Genomic DNA, 15,557 nt, shown 5'->3' on the forward strand with positions numbered 1-15,557 from the left:
GGCGGCTGTTCAGGCATAGAGGCCTCCCTCGTTCTGGGTGCGCCTGGCCGCGCGGCGACGCAGGACTTCGGCGACGGTCATCAAAACGAAGGAGGCAACCAGAAGCAGCGTGCCCAGCGCCAGCACGCCGGGCAGTTTCGAGGCGAAGCGCAACTGGCCCCAGATGTAGATCGGCAGCGTCGCTTCGGTGCCGGTCAGGAAGAAGGCGATGATGAACTCGTCGAGCGAGATGGTGAAGCAGACGAGCAGGCTGGAGATGATGGCCGGCGCCACCATCGGCAGCGTCACGCGGCGGAAGGTGCCGAAGGCGCTCTCGCCGAGATCGGCGGAGGCTTCCTCCAGGCTGCGGTCGAAGCCCTCGAAGCCGGAGGTCAGCACCGTCATCGAATAGGGAATGCAGATCAGGACATGGCCGAGCACGACGGTGAACAGGGAGAGGCTCAAGCCCAGCTGCAGCATCACCAGCAGCATCGAGATGGCGACGATCACCTCGGGCAGCACCAGCGGCGCCATTATCAGGCCGTTGATGGCGCGGCGGCCGGGATAGCGGTAGCGGGTGATCGAGCGGGCGGCGAGGATGCCGAGCACGGTGGCGAGAACCGACGCGCAGACCCCGACCTTCAGGCTGTTCCAGGCGGCGTCGAGCAGCGCCGGCGTGTGCGGCAGGTCCGCATACCATTGCAGGGTGAAGCCGGTGAGCGGGAATTTCGGCGTCGGCGCCGTGTTGATCGAGAAGATCGGCAGGAAGATGACGGGCAGATAGAGGAAGACGATATAGAGAAACGCATAGACCGACAGCCAGCCGCCCGACAGGAGGCGCCGCGCCCTCATCGTGCCAGCCTCTGCAGTGCGCGGATGATCAGCACCGTGGCGCCGGCCATCAGGGTGACGATCAGCATGGTGGTGACGGAAAGGGCGGCCCCCAGCGGCCAGTTGGCCGCCTTGCCGAACTGCGCCTGGATGGCGTTGGCGATCATCACGCCGTCCTTGCCGCCGACCAGCTTCGGCGTGACATAGTCGCCGACGGTCGGGATCATGACGATCAGCGCCGCCGAGATGACGCCCGGCGCCGACAGCGGCAAGGTCACGCGCAGGAATGAACGCAAGGGACCATCGCCGAGATCGGTGGCTGCCTCGACCAGCGTGCGGTCGACCTTTTCCAGCGAGACGAAGATCGGCAGGATGGCGAAGGCCGCCCAGGCATGGGTGAGGGTAATGATGACGGCGCTCGAATTGTAGAGCAGCGCCGTCGACGGCTCGTCGATGAAGCCGAGGCCGATCAGGCCGGAATTGAGCACGCCATTGTAGCCGAGGATGACCTTCCACGACATGACGCGCAGGAGATAGCTGGTCCAGAACGGGATGGTGATGAGGAACAGCCACAGGCTCTTGTGACGGCCGCCATGGAAGGAAATGAAGTAGGCGATCGGGTAGGCCAGGATGACGGTGAACAGGCTGACCGTCAGCGAGATGTAGAGCGAGCGCCACAACAGATCGCGGTAGATCGGCTCGGTCAGCGCCACGCGGTAGTTTTCCAGCGTGAAGGTGCGGTCGATTGTCAGGTAGTGCTGCGTCCAGAAGGAGTGGGCGATGACCACCAGGATCGGCAGGACCAGCAGGACGAGGGCGTAGAGAAAGGTCGGGCTGATCAGGGCAAAGCCCTGGACAGGTTCGGATTGCAGAAGGGCATTTCGTCTGGCCCGCGTCATGCGCAACGGGGGCGACCCTTCCACGGTCGCCGTCATTGCCAGACTCCGGGGGGCAGGGCTCCGGGCGTGATCGCGGTTGCTGGCCTGGACTGTTCCGCCATGCGCATCCCATTGTGCTGATACCGGCTGTTTGTTCCCACTTATCCTTGGAACGCGATCGAAAACAAAACCGGTGACCACTTTTGCTGGTCGCGTTCCTGGCTTGCCGGCTTTCTTTCATCATGCGCGCATCCGTGGATTGAAATCAAGCGCTATTTCTGAGATATTGATTGAACGGACATTCAAAATTAGGTGAAGAAAGCCGCCATTTCCGGCCTTTGCCGCCGAATTTTAAGCTCAAGAGAAAATCGATAGAGATGTGGAGGCGACAATGGCTGCGGTGAGGGACCTGAAGGCGACCGAAATGGCGGCGTCCGGCGGTGACGATGCCATTGAACTGGGCAAGCGCCATCTCATCCAGCCCTGGCCTTATGCCGGTTCCGTCGGTGCCGAAGCCCGCGCGCTGATCGGCGAGGGCGACGGCATCTACATCACCGACAGCACCGGCAAGCGGCTGATCGACGGGCCTGCCGGCATGTGGTGCGTCAATGTCGGCCACCGCCGCGAGGAACTCGCCAGGGTGATGTACGAGCAGGCGATGGCGCTGTCCTACAACACGCCCTGGTACACGATGAACGCGCCGTCGGCCGAACTTGCCATGCGCGTCGCCGGCCATGCGCCGGGTGATCTCAGCCATGTCTTCTACACCACCGGCGGCTCTTCCGCCGTGGAGACGGCGCTGCGCTTCATGCAGTTCTACAACAATGTGCGCGGCCGACCGGAAAAGAAGCTGATCCTGTCGCGCGGCGGCGCCTATCACGGCTCGACCTATCTGTCGGCCTCGCTCAACGGCCGCCCGCGCGACCGCGACTGGATGGACGGCGCCGACAAGCTGGTGATCAAGCTGTCCTCACCCGATCCGTTCCGCCGCCCGCAAGGCATGGGCCTTGCCGCCTTCACAGACTTTCTCGTCGACCAGTTCCGCGACACGGTCGCCCGTGTCGGCGCAGACAAAATAGGCGCATTCGTCGGCGAGCCGGTGCAGGCATCGGGGGGCGTCGTGATCCCGCCCGACGGCTATCTCAAGCGCATCCGCGAGATCTGCCGCGACAACGACATCCTCTATGTCTCCGACGAGGTGGTGACGGGCTTCGGCCGGCTCGGCCATGTCTTCGCCTCGGGCGACGTGTTCGGCATCGATCCCGACATGATCACCTTCGCCAAGGGCGTCACCTCGGGCTATTTCCCGCTCGGCGGCGTCATCATCTCGGAACGGCTGCTGCAGGAGTTGCGCCGTTCGAACCATCCCGACGCGATGTTCGGCCATGGCCTGACCTATACCAGCCACCCCATCGGCTGCGCCGTGGCGTTGAAAAACCTCGACCTGCTGGAAGAGAGCGTGCTTGCTCACACGCGCGCGGTCGCGCCCTATTTCCAGGCGCGGCTGAAGACGCTGGAAGAGCTGCCGCTGGTCGGAGAGGTGCGCGGCGCCGGGCTGATGGGCTGCGTCGAATGCGTCGCCGACCGTGAAAGCAAGAACCCGCTGCAGCTCGACAAGGATGTCGGCAAACGCATCGACGCCCACTGCCATGAGCTCGGCCTGCTGGTGCGGCCGCTGATCAACATGTGCGTGATGTCGCCGCCGCTGATCATCACGCGCGAGCAGATCGACGACATGGTCGGCATTTTGCGCGAGGGCATTTCGCGGACCATGGATGATCTGAGGAAAGAGGGAATGTGGCGGGGGTGAAGGTCCTTCCTTCTCTCGGTAGGGCGGAGAGAAGGAAGCTACGGCCGCGACCTCAGCGCGTCGTTCAAATTCCACATGTCCTTCTCCTCGGGCGCCGTTTCCAGGCCCAGCACCGGCAGCATCTTGCGCAGATGATCGTGGTGGGTGCGCACGCCATATTCGAGGTCGGAGAGATAAAAGCCCTCGAAGGCTTCGGACAGCATGGATTCGTTCGACCACACCGACAGCTGGACATCTTCCGACATGGTGTCGCGGTCGATGCGGAAGGAGAGGTAGCGGGCGGCGGCCTGCTCGCGGCTTTCGTCGCGGTAGCGGTAGATGGCGCCGCGCAGCAGGGTCTCGCCCGTCGACAGCGGAAACTCCTGATAGAACTGCACGGATTCCGGCATCACCGAAATGACCGCATTGGGGAAGATGCCGTAATAGACCCAGGCCTTTTTCAGATAGTCCGGCAGATGCGCCGGCTCTGGCGCGATCTTGACGTAGTTCTTGACGCTCCAGCGGCGGCCGGCATGCGGATTGTAGGTGGCGAAGGAGCGCGATACGCCATTGATGAAGGGCTCATCGAAATAGGTCGCGCCATAAAGATCCTGCAGGGCAGGATGCGCCATGGCGACGTGATAGCCCTCATTGTCGACATCGCGCACCGACTTCCAGTTGACCGGCGTCTTCTGGGTCCAGATGCCCCAGGACGGCACCATGTCCGCGGCGTTGTAATGCGCGAATTCGGGCTCGATCGGCTTCATCAGCTCGGCGACCGAAGGCTGCGGTCCGCCATTGCGGAAGCGGATGAAGATAAAACCCATCCAGACTTCGAGGTCGAGCTGCATCAGGCCGAACTCGGTCTTGTCGAGATCGGGGAAGGAGCGCGGGCGCGCGGCGCCGCGCAGCGTGCCGTCGAGATTGTAGACCCAGCCATGGAACGGGCACACCAGCGCGTTCTTGCAATTGCCCTGGCTGTCGGCGACGACACGGCTGCCGCGGTGGCGGCACATATTGTTGAAGCCGCGCACGACGCCGTCCTTGCCACGCACGATCAAGGCGCGTTCGCCGACCACGTCCATGGTCAGATAGTCGCCGGCGTTCGGGATGTCGCTGACATGGCCGACGATCTGCCAATGGTTGCGGAAGACTTGCTCCTTCTCGAGCTCGAGAAGGGCATCGGAATGGTAGCTCCAGCCCGGTAGTCCCCGCCGGTCCCAACCGTTGGGGATCGCCACGTCACGGAGGTGCGGGTTCATAAAACGTCTCTTCTTTTTGTTGAATAATCATTCAATAAAATCATATTTTGCATTGAAATGCAATGGGTTGCGAAAATTCGAATGATTTCGACGCGGCGACTGCCCGGGAAAATCGCGGAGAATCCGGATGTTAGCCCCGGTTCCGAAATGCCGTTGCCACGTCGTTTCACAAGCGCGGAAGCAGACGAACAAGACGCCTTGCCGGTTGCAAAAAGCGCTCGCTGCGCCGCGGTCGATCTGCCGTCCGGCAGGCGTTGGGGTGGCGCTGCCTGGCTGAAGGCGAACTGGGATTACCTTGCCTCGGCGAAGTGTGAGCCGGAATGACCGATTCTGCCCGGTTTTGCCCGATACCGCTGTTTCAATTCCGTTACATTGCCAGAGCTACACCAATTTTGTGCTGTTACAAAGTGCGATTAAGTTCGTTTCATCATCAAAAAGAAACGCAGCGAAGGGGAAGGCAATGCATGCGAAAGTCGAGATCGTCACCAGCGAACACCGCCTCCAGGCTCCAGAGCGCGCTGACCGCCGTCCGAAACTGGCGCTGCGCCAACGCGCCAGCGACCACCCCATGGCCATGTTCATGGGGCTGGCTGCTTGCGCCATCATCGGCATGGCGCTCACGCCGACAGTCGGGCCGGCCTTCGCCTCGCTAAATCCGCCGGCCAATGTGGTCGACGGGGCGCCGACGACAGTCAAGACTGCTCGGCTGCCGATGCCGGCGCTCGACTTTGCCTGCAAGGGGCAGGCATGGGGCGCCGAGAGCGTCGATTGCCTGCGCGCCATCGCCGAACAGTCCGGGATGCACAAGGCCCGCGCGATCCGGATGATCGCCAATGCCGCGCCGCTGACCACCACGCCAAACATTTTCTGATTTCCGTCGAAGCGTGATCCCGGAACCGTTCCCTTTCGGGGTCCTGCTCTGACCTCCCCGAGCGCTCCTCCAGCGCTCCATTCAGCTCCCGCCGCACAGTCGGCCGGGAGCTTCTTTTTTAGCAATTCCAGCAAAAGCGCGAGCGGTTTTCCCGGGAAAAGCGCGTAGCGCTTTCCCTTGGGAATTGCGTCAGAACAAAGGGTTAGAGCCGGTTCGCCATTTCCATGAAACGGTGAACCGCTCTAGCCCTTCAACACGGTCTGCTCGGCAATGGTTGAAAGCACGCTGCGCACATCCAGCGTGCTGAACGGCTTTTCCAGGATCTGCGGCCGCTGCTGCGCCGGCAAGGCTTCTATTTCCGCCTTGGCGCCGATCAGATCGCCGGTGACCAGCACGAAACGCCGTGCCAGTTCGGGCCGCTCGGCAAGCAGCTCGCGGTAGATGGCCATGCCCGATGTGCCGGGCATGCGCAGGTCCGAAAAGACGATGTCAGGCGGCATATGGCCGCTCAAGGTGGCGGTGCCCGATTCCCAGACCGGCGCGATGCGCGACTTGATGCCCATCAATTCGAGAATGTCGGACAAGGAGCCCGCGACATCAGGCTCGTCGTCGATGATCAAGGCATGGCGCAGGCCGCTCGAGCGTGGCTGGCTCTCGCCGGCAGCAGCGATGCCCGCCGAAATGGCTGGCAACTGGACAACGAAACGCGCGCCTCGGGGCTGCACTTCCTCGAACCAGACATTGCCATTGTGCCGCTCGATGATCGATTTCGAGATCGACAGGCCGATGCCGGTGCCCACACCGACCGGCTTGGTGGTGAAGTAGGATTCGAAGATGCGGTTGCGGATCGCTTCGGGAATGCCGGGCCCGTTGTCCTCGACCGAGAAGCCGGGATTGCCGCGATCGCCGCGGAAGGTCCGTACCTTGATCAGCCGGTCGCCGGCAATGCCGGCCAGGGCGTGCTGGCTGTTGATGAGGAAATTGGCCGCCACCTGCGTCACATGGTCGGCGTCCGCCATGGCCAGCAGCGGACCCGGCGCGAAATCGGTGTCGATGATGATGCCGCTCGAGCGTGCGCCATAGGCGGTCACCTCGAGGGCAGCGCGGATCACCTGGTTGAGATCGGTCTCGGCCTGGGCCGCGGGGTGAAGCCGGACCATCGACAGGAAGCTCTTGACGATGCGGCCGCAGCGCTCGGCCGCGGCGCGCACCTTCTCGGCGCGGACCTTGGTCTGCGGGTCGGAGGCGAATTCGTGCAACAGCGTCGATTGCGCGACCACCACCGCCAACGGATTGTTGAGCTCGTGCGAAACGCCGGCCAGCAGCGAGCCCATCGCCGCCATCTTCTCGTTCTGGTGCAGCTTCTCGCGCTGCCGGTTGATCTCTTCCTCGGCACGCAGCCTGTCGCGCAGGTCGCGGATCGAGCCGAAGATCAGGCGGCGGTCGGCGACCCGCATCTCGGTCGCCGTCAGCTCGATCGGAAACACCTCGCCGGCGGCATTCTGCGTCACGGTCTCGAGTCGCTGGCCGACCATCGGCGCGCCGCGGCCCGACATGTAGTCGGCGCCCGAGGAATAGCCCTTGCGGTAGTATTCCGGCACGACGGTGTCGAGCAGATCCTTGCCGAGGATGTCGCTGCGCTGGAAGCCGAACATCTTTTCGGCGGCAGGATTGAATTCGATGATCGATCCAGCCTCGTCGATGACGATGATGGCGTCGAGCGAAGCCTGCAGCATAGTGCGGCGGATCACTTCGCTGGCATGGGCGTCGGAGGGCGAGTGCTCGATGGCGTCGCCGATGGCGAGCGCGATGATGTGCAGCGTCGCCTCCTCCTCGTCGGTCCACTCGCGCTCGTCGACGCAGTCATTGACGGCGAGCGTGCCCCACAGATGGCCATGGGCGAAGACCGACACCGACAGGAACGACTTGATGTTCTGCTTTTCGAAATCGGTTCTCAGGAATCCTTCGAGATTGCGCGTGTGCCCGGCAAAGATCTTGCCCTGCCGTTCGTCCTCGGCGACGCGCTCCAGCAGAGGGTCCGAATTGACGATCGACTGCATGATCACGGTCGGCGAGGCCAGTTCGCCGCCAAAGTCGGGGTCGATCCAGTAGGCGGCAACCGACTGGGCAAAACCCTGGCCCGGCAGTTCGCGCAAGCGGAACAGGATGCCACGCTGGCATTCGATGGCCCGGCAAAGGGTTTCCAGTATGCCGTCCATCTCGCGCTGCCAGTCGCCGGCCTCGCGCAGCCGGCGAACGACGCGCACGGCCGCCATCGCAGCACCTTGCCTGAAACCCTGCATATCCCTGCTTGTTGCTTCGCCCGTCATTTCAGCCGTTATTCCAAAGTATGCCAATCCGGTCGGCCATTCGATCGGCGAGCAACGGCTGTGAACCCGAGACCCTGTGGGCCTGGCGCTCAGTTGCTGTCGCCGGTCGGCAGCGAGAAAATATAGCCTTCGCCGCGCACCGTGCGCAGGAATTTCGGGTTGGCCGGATCCGCCTCGATCTTCTTGCGCAGGCGCATGATGCGGATGTCGACGGCGCGCGATGATTCCGGATCCTCGGTGAAGCCGATCGCCTCCGAGATCGCGGCGCGGGTCAGCAACCGGTTGGCGCGGGTCAGGAAAACCTCCAGCACATCGAATTCGCTCTTGGCCATGTCGATCACGGTACCGTTGGCGCCGGTGACCAGCCTGCCGTCAAGATCGGCCTGGAACGGGCCGAAGGCGACGGAACGGCGGTCCGTCCTGGTCTTCCTGTCGAGCAGCTCCGTTGGCTGTGGAACGCGGCGCAGCACGCTGCGCACCCTCGCCAGCACTTCGCGCAGTTCGTATGGCTTGACGATATAGTCGTCGGCGCCGAGCTCCAGCCCGACGATGCGGTCGAGCGCCGTGCCGGCGGCGGTCGCGTAGATGATGCCGATCGGCATTCTCGAGCGCAGCCAGCGGCCCAACGACAGCCCGTCCTCGCCGGGCATGGCGATGTCGAGAATGGCCAGATGAAAGGCTTGGGTCTCGATCAGGCTGCGCGCGGCGGCGGCGGTTTCAGCGGTCGCCACATCATAGCCGGCGGCGCCGAGATACTCGGCAACCGCGTCCCTCAGGTCGGGCTCGTCCTCGACGATCACTATTCTTGCCCGCACGATGCTCTCGCTCCCACTTTCAGTGGAAAGTAGATTGGGTATAAACATCATGTCCAGCACTCATATCCGGTTGCAAGGGAACGGTTGGAAAACATGGCCGCACGAGCCGTCATTGCACTTGTTTGCGTCGCCGACGTGGTCGCGACCGAACTTGCCGACCATCTCGAGCGGCGTGGCCATGATGTGCGCCAGGCGCGACAGCCCTGGGAGGCGGAATCGCTGCTGGCGGGAGGAGGCATCGATGTCGTCGTCGTCGGTGACAGTCTCAGCCAGGCGGAAGGGCGGGATCTGCTCAGGCGTCATGGCGGCCAAGGCGAGGGCGGCCGGGATGGGGCCGATTTCATCCTGATCTGCCGGCCGGCCGATCTCGTCGACAAGGTGCTGGCGCTCGAACTGGGTGCGGCCGACGTCGTCGAAAGCCCGCTCAATGTCAGGGAGCTTGCCGCCAGGGTCGGCGGCCTGCTGTCGCGTCGTGGCAGGGGCACGCAGGAACTGATCGTGCTGGAGAACGCGACCGTCGATTTGAGATCCGCCATCGTCATGCACCGGTCCGGTACGGAGGAACAGCTTTCGCCCGGCCAGGTGGCGCTGCTCAGGCTGTTCCTGGCGAGCCCCCGCAAGGTGCTGACGCGTGACGACATCATCGCCGCGGCACCGGCCGAGAACGCCGACGCGTTCGATCGTTCGATCGATTCGCGCATCGTGCGGCTGCGCCGCAAGCTCGACACAGAGACCATTACCACCATACGTGGCGCGGGCTACCGGTTCGATCCGCCGCAGCAGTTCACCGACTGACGGCGGCGTATCCGGGCTATCTTGCTGGCTGAGCATCGGATTTTCCTCCTGCCGATGCTCCCGCGGTTCAGCGCACCACCAGCAGCGACGGACCCGATGGCATGTCGCTGCTCACGACGAGTCCGTTTGCGTGGGCACGCTCCTTGAGGAGCACTGTGGCCAGGGCGGCAAAGCCAAGCAGGCCCTGCGCATAGAGCAGTGCGGAAAGCACAGAGGCGGCGAATTTCGTCTTCATCGTTGCAACTCCCCAGAAATGCCAATTCTTCAAAATGAGTATGTCGCGGGTCGCTTCAGGAAACTCCCGAAGTGCCCGCGCCGCTCACGGAGCCCCCCGCTGCGGCGCGGGCCTTCGGTCCTCTCGGCAGCAAGTTGCCGGAGGGGCCGCGCAATGCCAGCAACCGAAGGCCAACCCGCCAGAGGGCCTTGAGCCGGATGATGCGCAGGCTGGAAACAATCCAGACCGAGGCGGAAAACAGGGCGACGTGCACAGTAGAGATCTCGCTCGAACTCATCGCCGCCAGCCTTGCCACGGGGCCGCCGGCAACCGTGCCGACACCGCCTATGACTGCCGTTGCGATGCTGATCCTGAAGAGCCAGGACCGCGTGTTCGTTTTCGTTCCCATGGTCGTTGCCGTCTGCTTTCGTTACGTCAACCTTGAGTTCGGCCCGTATCCGGATCATGCCGCCCGAAGCCGCGCTTTGTTGCAGGTTGGTTTCGAGTTTGCCTATGGATCTTTCATATAGAGGCAATTCGAACTTTCGTTTTGCGAGGAATACCTATGTGCTGCACATCGCCGCCGTCGTCGGGGTGCGATCGTCGTCGCTGTGGCCGCTTGGCCTGTTAACCAGAGGAAACAGATTCGAAACACAAACGAGGATTTCGCGAAATCGCCCCGAAACATGCCGCAACGATAAGCCGCTCATCGAATTTGGAGCCGGCCTGACCGGCAGAGAGAGGGGACATCATGCACACCACCATTTCCGCCAAGCTCATCAACATCACCGCCGCCGCGCTCACGGGTGCAGCACTTTTGTTCGGCGCCAATGCAGCCCATGCCGCCAACAAGATCGTGGCGCGGGTCTCGCTTTCGCAGCAGATCATGGAGGTTTCGGTCGATGGCCGGCCGACCTTCGCCTGGAAGGTTTCCACCGGTGACAGGGCGCATGTGACGCCGACCGGTTCGTTCAAGCCGACGCGCATGCATGAGATGTGGTACTCGAAGAAGTATGACAACGCGCCGATGCCGCACTCGGTGTTCTTCAGCGGCGGCTACGCGGTGCACGCCACCTATGCCATCAAGCGCCTCGGCCAGCCGGCTTCGCATGGCTGCGTGCGGCTGCATCCGGACAATGCGGCCGATTTCTATCAGCTGGTCGAGACCTTCGGGCCGGCCAACACCAGCATCGTCATCGTCAAGTAGCAGGCTGTGAGCAGGCCGACGGATCGCCGCGCCTGTTCAGGACTCCTGCCGGAACATTCCGGCGGTATCGAGCGCAGCCAAAAAAAGAGGCCGGATTTTTCCGGCCTCTTTTTTGTTCTTCGGCTTCCATCAGTCCGGCAATGCCGGCATCAGCCTCGGATCCGGCTTTTCCGCGAGATGCGGCAGATCCTTGCTGGCGATGAAGGTGTAGAACATGGGCACGACGAAGAGCGTGAACATGGTGCCGACCAGGATGCCTGTGAAGATGACCAGGCCCATCGAATAGCGGGCAGCAGCACCGGCGCCGCTCGACGTGATCAGCGGTACGACGCCTAGCGCCATAGCCGCCGTCGTCATCAGGATCGGCCGCAGGCGCACCTTGGCCGAGGCGATGATGGCGTCGCGCCGCCGCAGGCCATGCGCCTCGCGCTGCTGGTTGGCGAATTCGACCAGCAGGATGCCGTGCTTGGTGATCAGGCCGATCAGCGTGATCAGACCCACCTGCGTGTAGATGTTGAGCGTGCCGAGGCCGAGATTGAGCGGCACGATCGCGCCGAAGATCGACAGCGGCACCGCCATCATGATGATCAGCGGGTCGCGGAAGCTTTCAAACTGCGCCGCCAGCACCAGATAGATGACGATGACAGCCGCTGCGAAAGCGATCAGGATGGTGTTGCCCTGTTCCTTCTCCTGCCGGGACTGGCCGGAATAGTCGATGAAGAAGGTGTCGGGCAGGCTCTCCCTGGCAATATCCTCGAGGACCTTCAACCCGTCGCCCGTGGTGACGCCGGGTAGCGGCAGTGCCGAGATGGTCGACGAATTCAGCTGGTTGAACTGTTCGATCGCCGCCGGCGAGGCATTGTTCGAAATCTTCACCACGGCCGACAGCGGCACCATCTCGCCCGTCACGCTGCGCACGAAATACTCGCCGAGCTTTTCGGGGTTGTCGCGGAATTGCTGCGGCACCTGGGGGATAATGTCATAGCTGTTGGAGTCGCGGTCGAACTGCGCCACTTCGGCACCGCCGACCAGCAGCGTCAGCGTCCGGCCGATATCGGCGATCGGCAGGTTCAGCGCGGCGGCTCGGTCGCGGTCGATGGTGACCGTCACCTGCGGCGAATCGTAGGACATCGAGTTCTGCACGACGATGAAACGGCCGGAGGCCTGTGCCTTGTTCTTGATCTGCTCGGCGGCCTTGTACACTTCCGCGGTATCGCCGGTCGAGCGCACGACCAGGGCGATCGGCAGGCCGCCACCGGAGCCCGGCAGCGTCGGCGGGGCGAAGACGAAGGCCTGCACGCCCGCCACCTTGGCGATACGAGCCGTGATGTCGGCCTGCAGTTCCTTCGAATTGCGCTTGCGCTCCGCCCAATCCTTGAAGGCAAAGCCGACGAAGGCGCTGTTTGTCGTGCCGCCGAAGGCGACCGCCGAGAACTGCGCCCGCGTTTCCGGAATATCCCTCACCAGGCCGAGCATCTGGTTCACATAGGTTTCGGTGTAATCCGATGTCGCATAGGTCGGTCCGGTCACGAGCGAGAGCAGGAAGCCCTGGTCCTCTTCCGGCGCCAACTCGCTCGAGGTCTTGGTGAACATGAAGCCGGTCACGCCGACGAGCGCGAGCACGATGATCAGCGTCAAAGGACGATAGTTCAGCGAACCGGTGACGGCACGCTCATAGACGTGCTCGACCCGCGCGAAAATGCCGTCGACAATGCGCTGGAAACGGCCTGGTGTGCCGGCCTTCAGGAGGCGCGCCGACATCATCGGGGTGATGGTCACGGCGATGACGCCCGACAGCACCACCGAGCCGGCGAGCGTCACCGCAAATTCGCGGAACAGCGCGCCGGTCAGGCCGCCGGTGAAGGCCAGCGGCGCGAACACGGCGGCCAGCGTCATGGTCATGGCGACGATGGCCGAGGCGATCTCGCGCATGCCGCTGAACGCGGCCTGCATCGGCGTCATGTGGTCCTCTTCCATGTGGCGGTGGATGTTCTCCACCACCACGATGGCGTCATCGACCACAAGACCGATCGCCAGCACCATGGCCAGCAGCGACAGAAGGTTGATCGAATAGCCCACCGCAAACAACAGGAAGCAGACGCCGATCAGCGACAACGGAATGGTGATGATCGGCATCATCACCGAACGGAACGAGCCGAGGAACAGAAGGATGACCAGGACGACGATGGCAACAGCCTCGCCGATGGTCTTGAACACCTCCTCGATCGAGGCACTGATCTGCCCGGTCGCGTCGTAGACGACCTCGATGGTCATGCCTTTCGGCAGCGTTTCCTGGATCTGCGGCACGAGCTTGGTGAGCGCCGCCGCGGTGGTCAGCGGGTTGGCCGCGGGGGTCGGGAAGATGGCGAGGAAGGTGCCGGGCTTGCCGTTGAAGGAGACCCTGGTGTCGGTATTTTCCGCGCCGAGTTCGACGCGGGCGACGTCGCGCAGCCGCACCACATTGCCGTCGGTCGAGCGCAAGGGCAGTTCGGCGAAGGCTTCCGGCGTCTGCAGCGTCGAGCGCACGGTGATCGACGAGACGACATATTCGTTCTGGGTGTTGCCGGGCGCCGACAGGAAGTTGGAATTGTTGATCGCCGTCAGCACTTCCGCCGCCGTCACACCGCGTGCGGCAAGCCGGACGGGGTCGATCCAGACGCGCATCGAGTATTGCTGGGCGCCGAAGATCTGGACGTCGGCGACGCCTTCGACCGTCGACATGCGGGGCCGGATGACGCGCTCGATATACTCCGTCAGCTGCTCCTTCGTCATGTTCGGATTCTGCATCGAGATGTACATCATCGCGAACTGCTGGCCGGTGCCCTTGACGATGACAGGGTCCTTGGATGCATCCGGCAAGGTGCCGCGCACGCCCTGGACCTTGGACAGCACTTCGGTCAGCGCCACGTCGGGGTTGGAGCCGAGCTTCATCTGCACCGTCACGGTGCTGGAGGACGGACGGCTGGACGAAGTGACGTAGTCGATGTTCTCGGTCGAGGCGACGGCGCGCGCGATCGGGGCGGAAATGAAGCCCTGGATCAGGTCGGCGCTGGCGCCCGGATAGGCCGTCGTGATCGTGATCGCGGTTTCGTCAACCTTCGGATACTGGCGGATCGACAGGTTGAAGATGCCCTGGAAACCCAGGAGCAGGATCATGCAGGCAAGGACCGTCGACAGGACGGGCCGGCGAATGAAGAGATCGGAAAAGCTCATTGCTGGTCGGCCTGCTTGTTCGCCGATTTGGTCGGGTCGATGGTGTTGTCGACATTGACGGACATGCCGTTGAAGAGGCGGTTCTGACCTGCGGTGACGACCTCGTCGCCGGCCTTCAGCCCTTCGACGATCTCGACCATGCCCTGATTGCGGCGGCCGGGCTTGACGAAGACCTGCGACAGCACCAGCGCGGGCTTGTCGCCCTCCGCCGCCGGCTTGGCCGGGTCGGTGGCCGGTTTGGTGGCATCGGAAGCGGTCTTGTCCGCCGGCTTTGTGGCATCGGCGGCAGGCTTCATGGCATCGGCTGGCTTGGCATCCGCCGGCTTGTCGGTAGCCGCCGCGGCTGGCTTTTCTTCCGGCTTGGCGGGCTGCGCCGGGGCCGTGCCGGCGGGCTTGGCCGGCTGCACCACGAAGATGTAGTCGCCATAAAGGCTGGTGGTCAGCGCCGTCTGCGGCAGCGTCAGCACGTTCTGCTCCTCGGGCAGTTCGACACGCACCTGGACGAACTGGCCAGGGGTCAGCTTGCCGTCGGGATTGGCGACTTCCGCCCGGATGTTCACCAGCCGGCTGGACGGGTCGATCTTGGGGTCGATGCCCCGGATCTCGCCGGCAAACGGCATGTCCGCGCCGCTCAAGCCCAGCCGAACCGTCTGGCCGATCTTGAGCAGCGGCAGCTGCTGTTCGGGGATCGAGAAATCGACCCGCATCGTGTCAAGATCCTGCAGTGTCACCACGGCGGTGCCGGGCGCCATATACTGCCCGACATCGATCTTCGGAATGCCGACCGTGCCGCCGAAAGGCGCCGTCAGCTGCTTCTGGTCGAGCACGGCCTGCAGCTTGGTGACCTGGGACGCCGAAGCCGAGGCCGCCGCACGTGCGGTGTCCAGCGTCGAATCGGAACCGACGCCACGTCTGGTCAGTTCGATCGCGCGGGCCAGCGATGTCTGATCGAGCGCGGCCTGCGCCTTCTGTGCGTCGAGATCGGCGCGCTCGACGGCATCGTCGAGCTGCAGCAGCACCGCATTGGCCGCCACTTTCTGGTTGGCATGGAAAAGGATGTCCTTGACGATGCCGGTGGTCTCGACCGTCAGGTCGACGCCGCGCACGGCTCGCACCGTACCGATCGCCTCGACGCCCGGCGTCCAGCTCGACGGCTTGGCGATGGTCGTTGAAACGGTCGCCGCCGGCGGCTTCATCGTGGCGAAAAACTGCTTGATGCCGTTGTCGCGCAGGAAGTTGAACCCGACGATGCCGCCGACCACAACGACCAGAACGGCCAGAACGAGAATGATGACGAAGAAACGGAGTATGCGCTTGAACAAGGAAGTCCCCTCAGTCGAAATCCGGCGCGAAGCGCGGACACCGGGACACAT

The 15,557-nt window shown here is 63.4% G+C and carries 13 protein-coding genes; 5 read left to right on the forward strand and 8 right to left on the reverse strand.

What is annotated here, in order from left to right; genetic code table 11:
• Positions 1–9 precede the first annotated feature (9 nt).
• Together CK226_RS23355 and CK226_RS23360 are read right to left on the reverse strand one after the other, a co-directional pair.
• Positions 10–831, reverse strand: coding sequence for an ABC transporter permease (locus CK226_RS23355; protein WP_095793166.1), 822 nt, complete (start codon positions 829–831; stop codon positions 10–12).
• Complete coding sequence (locus tag CK226_RS23360; protein WP_095793167.1) at positions 828–1,745, reverse strand: ABC transporter permease; 918 nt, start codon at positions 1,743–1,745, stop codon at positions 828–830. Before CK226_RS23360 ends, CK226_RS23355 begins: the two co-directional genes overlap by 4 nt.
• 334 nt (positions 1,746–2,079) lie before the next feature.
• Between CK226_RS23360 and CK226_RS23365 the strand changes: the two genes are divergently transcribed.
• Complete coding sequence (locus tag CK226_RS23365; protein WP_095793168.1) at positions 2,080–3,498, forward strand: aminotransferase; 1,419 nt, start codon at positions 2,080–2,082, stop codon at positions 3,496–3,498.
• A 38-nt stretch (positions 3,499–3,536) separates the two neighbouring features.
• Here CK226_RS23365 and CK226_RS23370 read toward each other — a convergent pair whose 3' ends face one another.
• On the reverse strand, positions 3,537–4,739 hold the full coding sequence (locus CK226_RS23370) for an aromatic ring-hydroxylating dioxygenase subunit alpha (protein ID WP_095793169.1): 1,203 nt from the start codon (positions 4,737–4,739) through the stop codon (positions 3,537–3,539).
• 460 nt (positions 4,740–5,199) lie between these two features.
• Here CK226_RS23370 and CK226_RS23375 point away from each other — a divergent pair, with 460 nt between their 5' ends.
• Positions 5,200–5,610, forward strand: a complete 411-nt coding sequence (locus CK226_RS23375; RefSeq protein ID WP_095772182.1) for a hypothetical protein — start codon at positions 5,200–5,202, stop codon at positions 5,608–5,610.
• Between the two features lie 242 nt (positions 5,611–5,852).
• Here the strand turns inward: CK226_RS23375 and CK226_RS23380 are convergent, their stop codons facing one another.
• Together CK226_RS23380 and CK226_RS23385 are read right to left on the reverse strand one after the other, a co-directional pair.
• Positions 5,853–7,940 carry a PAS domain S-box protein gene (locus CK226_RS23380; protein ID WP_179295882.1) on the reverse strand — a complete coding sequence of 696 codons (2,088 nt, stop codon included), beginning with the start codon at positions 7,938–7,940 and terminating at the stop codon, positions 5,853–5,855.
• Positions 7,941–8,029: 89 nt separating this feature from the next.
• Positions 8,030–8,803: a response regulator transcription factor gene (locus CK226_RS23385; protein ID WP_171880411.1), complete on the reverse strand. Its 774-nt coding sequence runs from the start codon at positions 8,801–8,803 to the stop codon at positions 8,030–8,032.
• Between the two features lie 45 nt (positions 8,804–8,848).
• On the opposite strand from CK226_RS23385, the gene CK226_RS23390 reads away from it, so the two are divergent.
• A complete protein-coding gene (locus CK226_RS23390; protein ID WP_095793272.1) occupies positions 8,849–9,550 on the forward strand; it encodes a response regulator transcription factor in 702 nt (233 codons plus the stop codon).
• 67 nt (positions 9,551–9,617) lie between these two features.
• Here the strand turns inward: CK226_RS23390 and CK226_RS23395 are convergent, their stop codons facing one another.
• Positions 9,618–9,785 (reverse strand): hypothetical protein, encoded by a 168-nt coding sequence (locus tag CK226_RS23395; RefSeq protein ID WP_019861555.1) that lies wholly within the window; start codon positions 9,783–9,785, stop codon positions 9,618–9,620.
• A 197-nt stretch (positions 9,786–9,982) separates the two neighbouring features.
• Between CK226_RS23395 and CK226_RS35020 the strand changes: the two genes are divergently transcribed.
• Positions 9,983–10,294, forward strand: a complete 312-nt coding sequence (locus tag CK226_RS35020) for a hypothetical protein (protein ID WP_179301112.1) — start codon at positions 9,983–9,985, stop codon at positions 10,292–10,294.
• Between the two features lie 221 nt (positions 10,295–10,515).
• A complete protein-coding gene (locus tag CK226_RS23405; RefSeq protein ID WP_069090292.1) occupies positions 10,516–10,971 on the forward strand; it encodes a L,D-transpeptidase in 456 nt (151 codons plus the stop codon).
• 129 nt (positions 10,972–11,100) lie between these two features.
• On the opposite strand, the gene CK226_RS23410 is transcribed toward CK226_RS23405, so the two are convergent.
• On the reverse strand, positions 11,101–14,184 hold the full coding sequence (locus tag CK226_RS23410) for an efflux RND transporter permease subunit (protein WP_095787951.1): 3,084 nt from the start codon (positions 14,182–14,184) through the stop codon (positions 11,101–11,103).
• On the reverse strand, positions 14,181–15,506 hold the full coding sequence (locus tag CK226_RS23415) for an efflux RND transporter periplasmic adaptor subunit (protein WP_095787950.1): 1,326 nt from the start codon (positions 15,504–15,506) through the stop codon (positions 14,181–14,183). The genes CK226_RS23410 and CK226_RS23415 overlap by 4 nt, the downstream gene beginning before the upstream one ends.
• Positions 15,507–15,557: the final 51 nt, after the last annotated feature.

Origin of the sequence: Mesorhizobium sp. WSM4311 (assembly GCF_002295115.1) — a bacterium.
GTDB lineage: Bacteria > Pseudomonadota > Alphaproteobacteria > Rhizobiales > Rhizobiaceae > Mesorhizobium.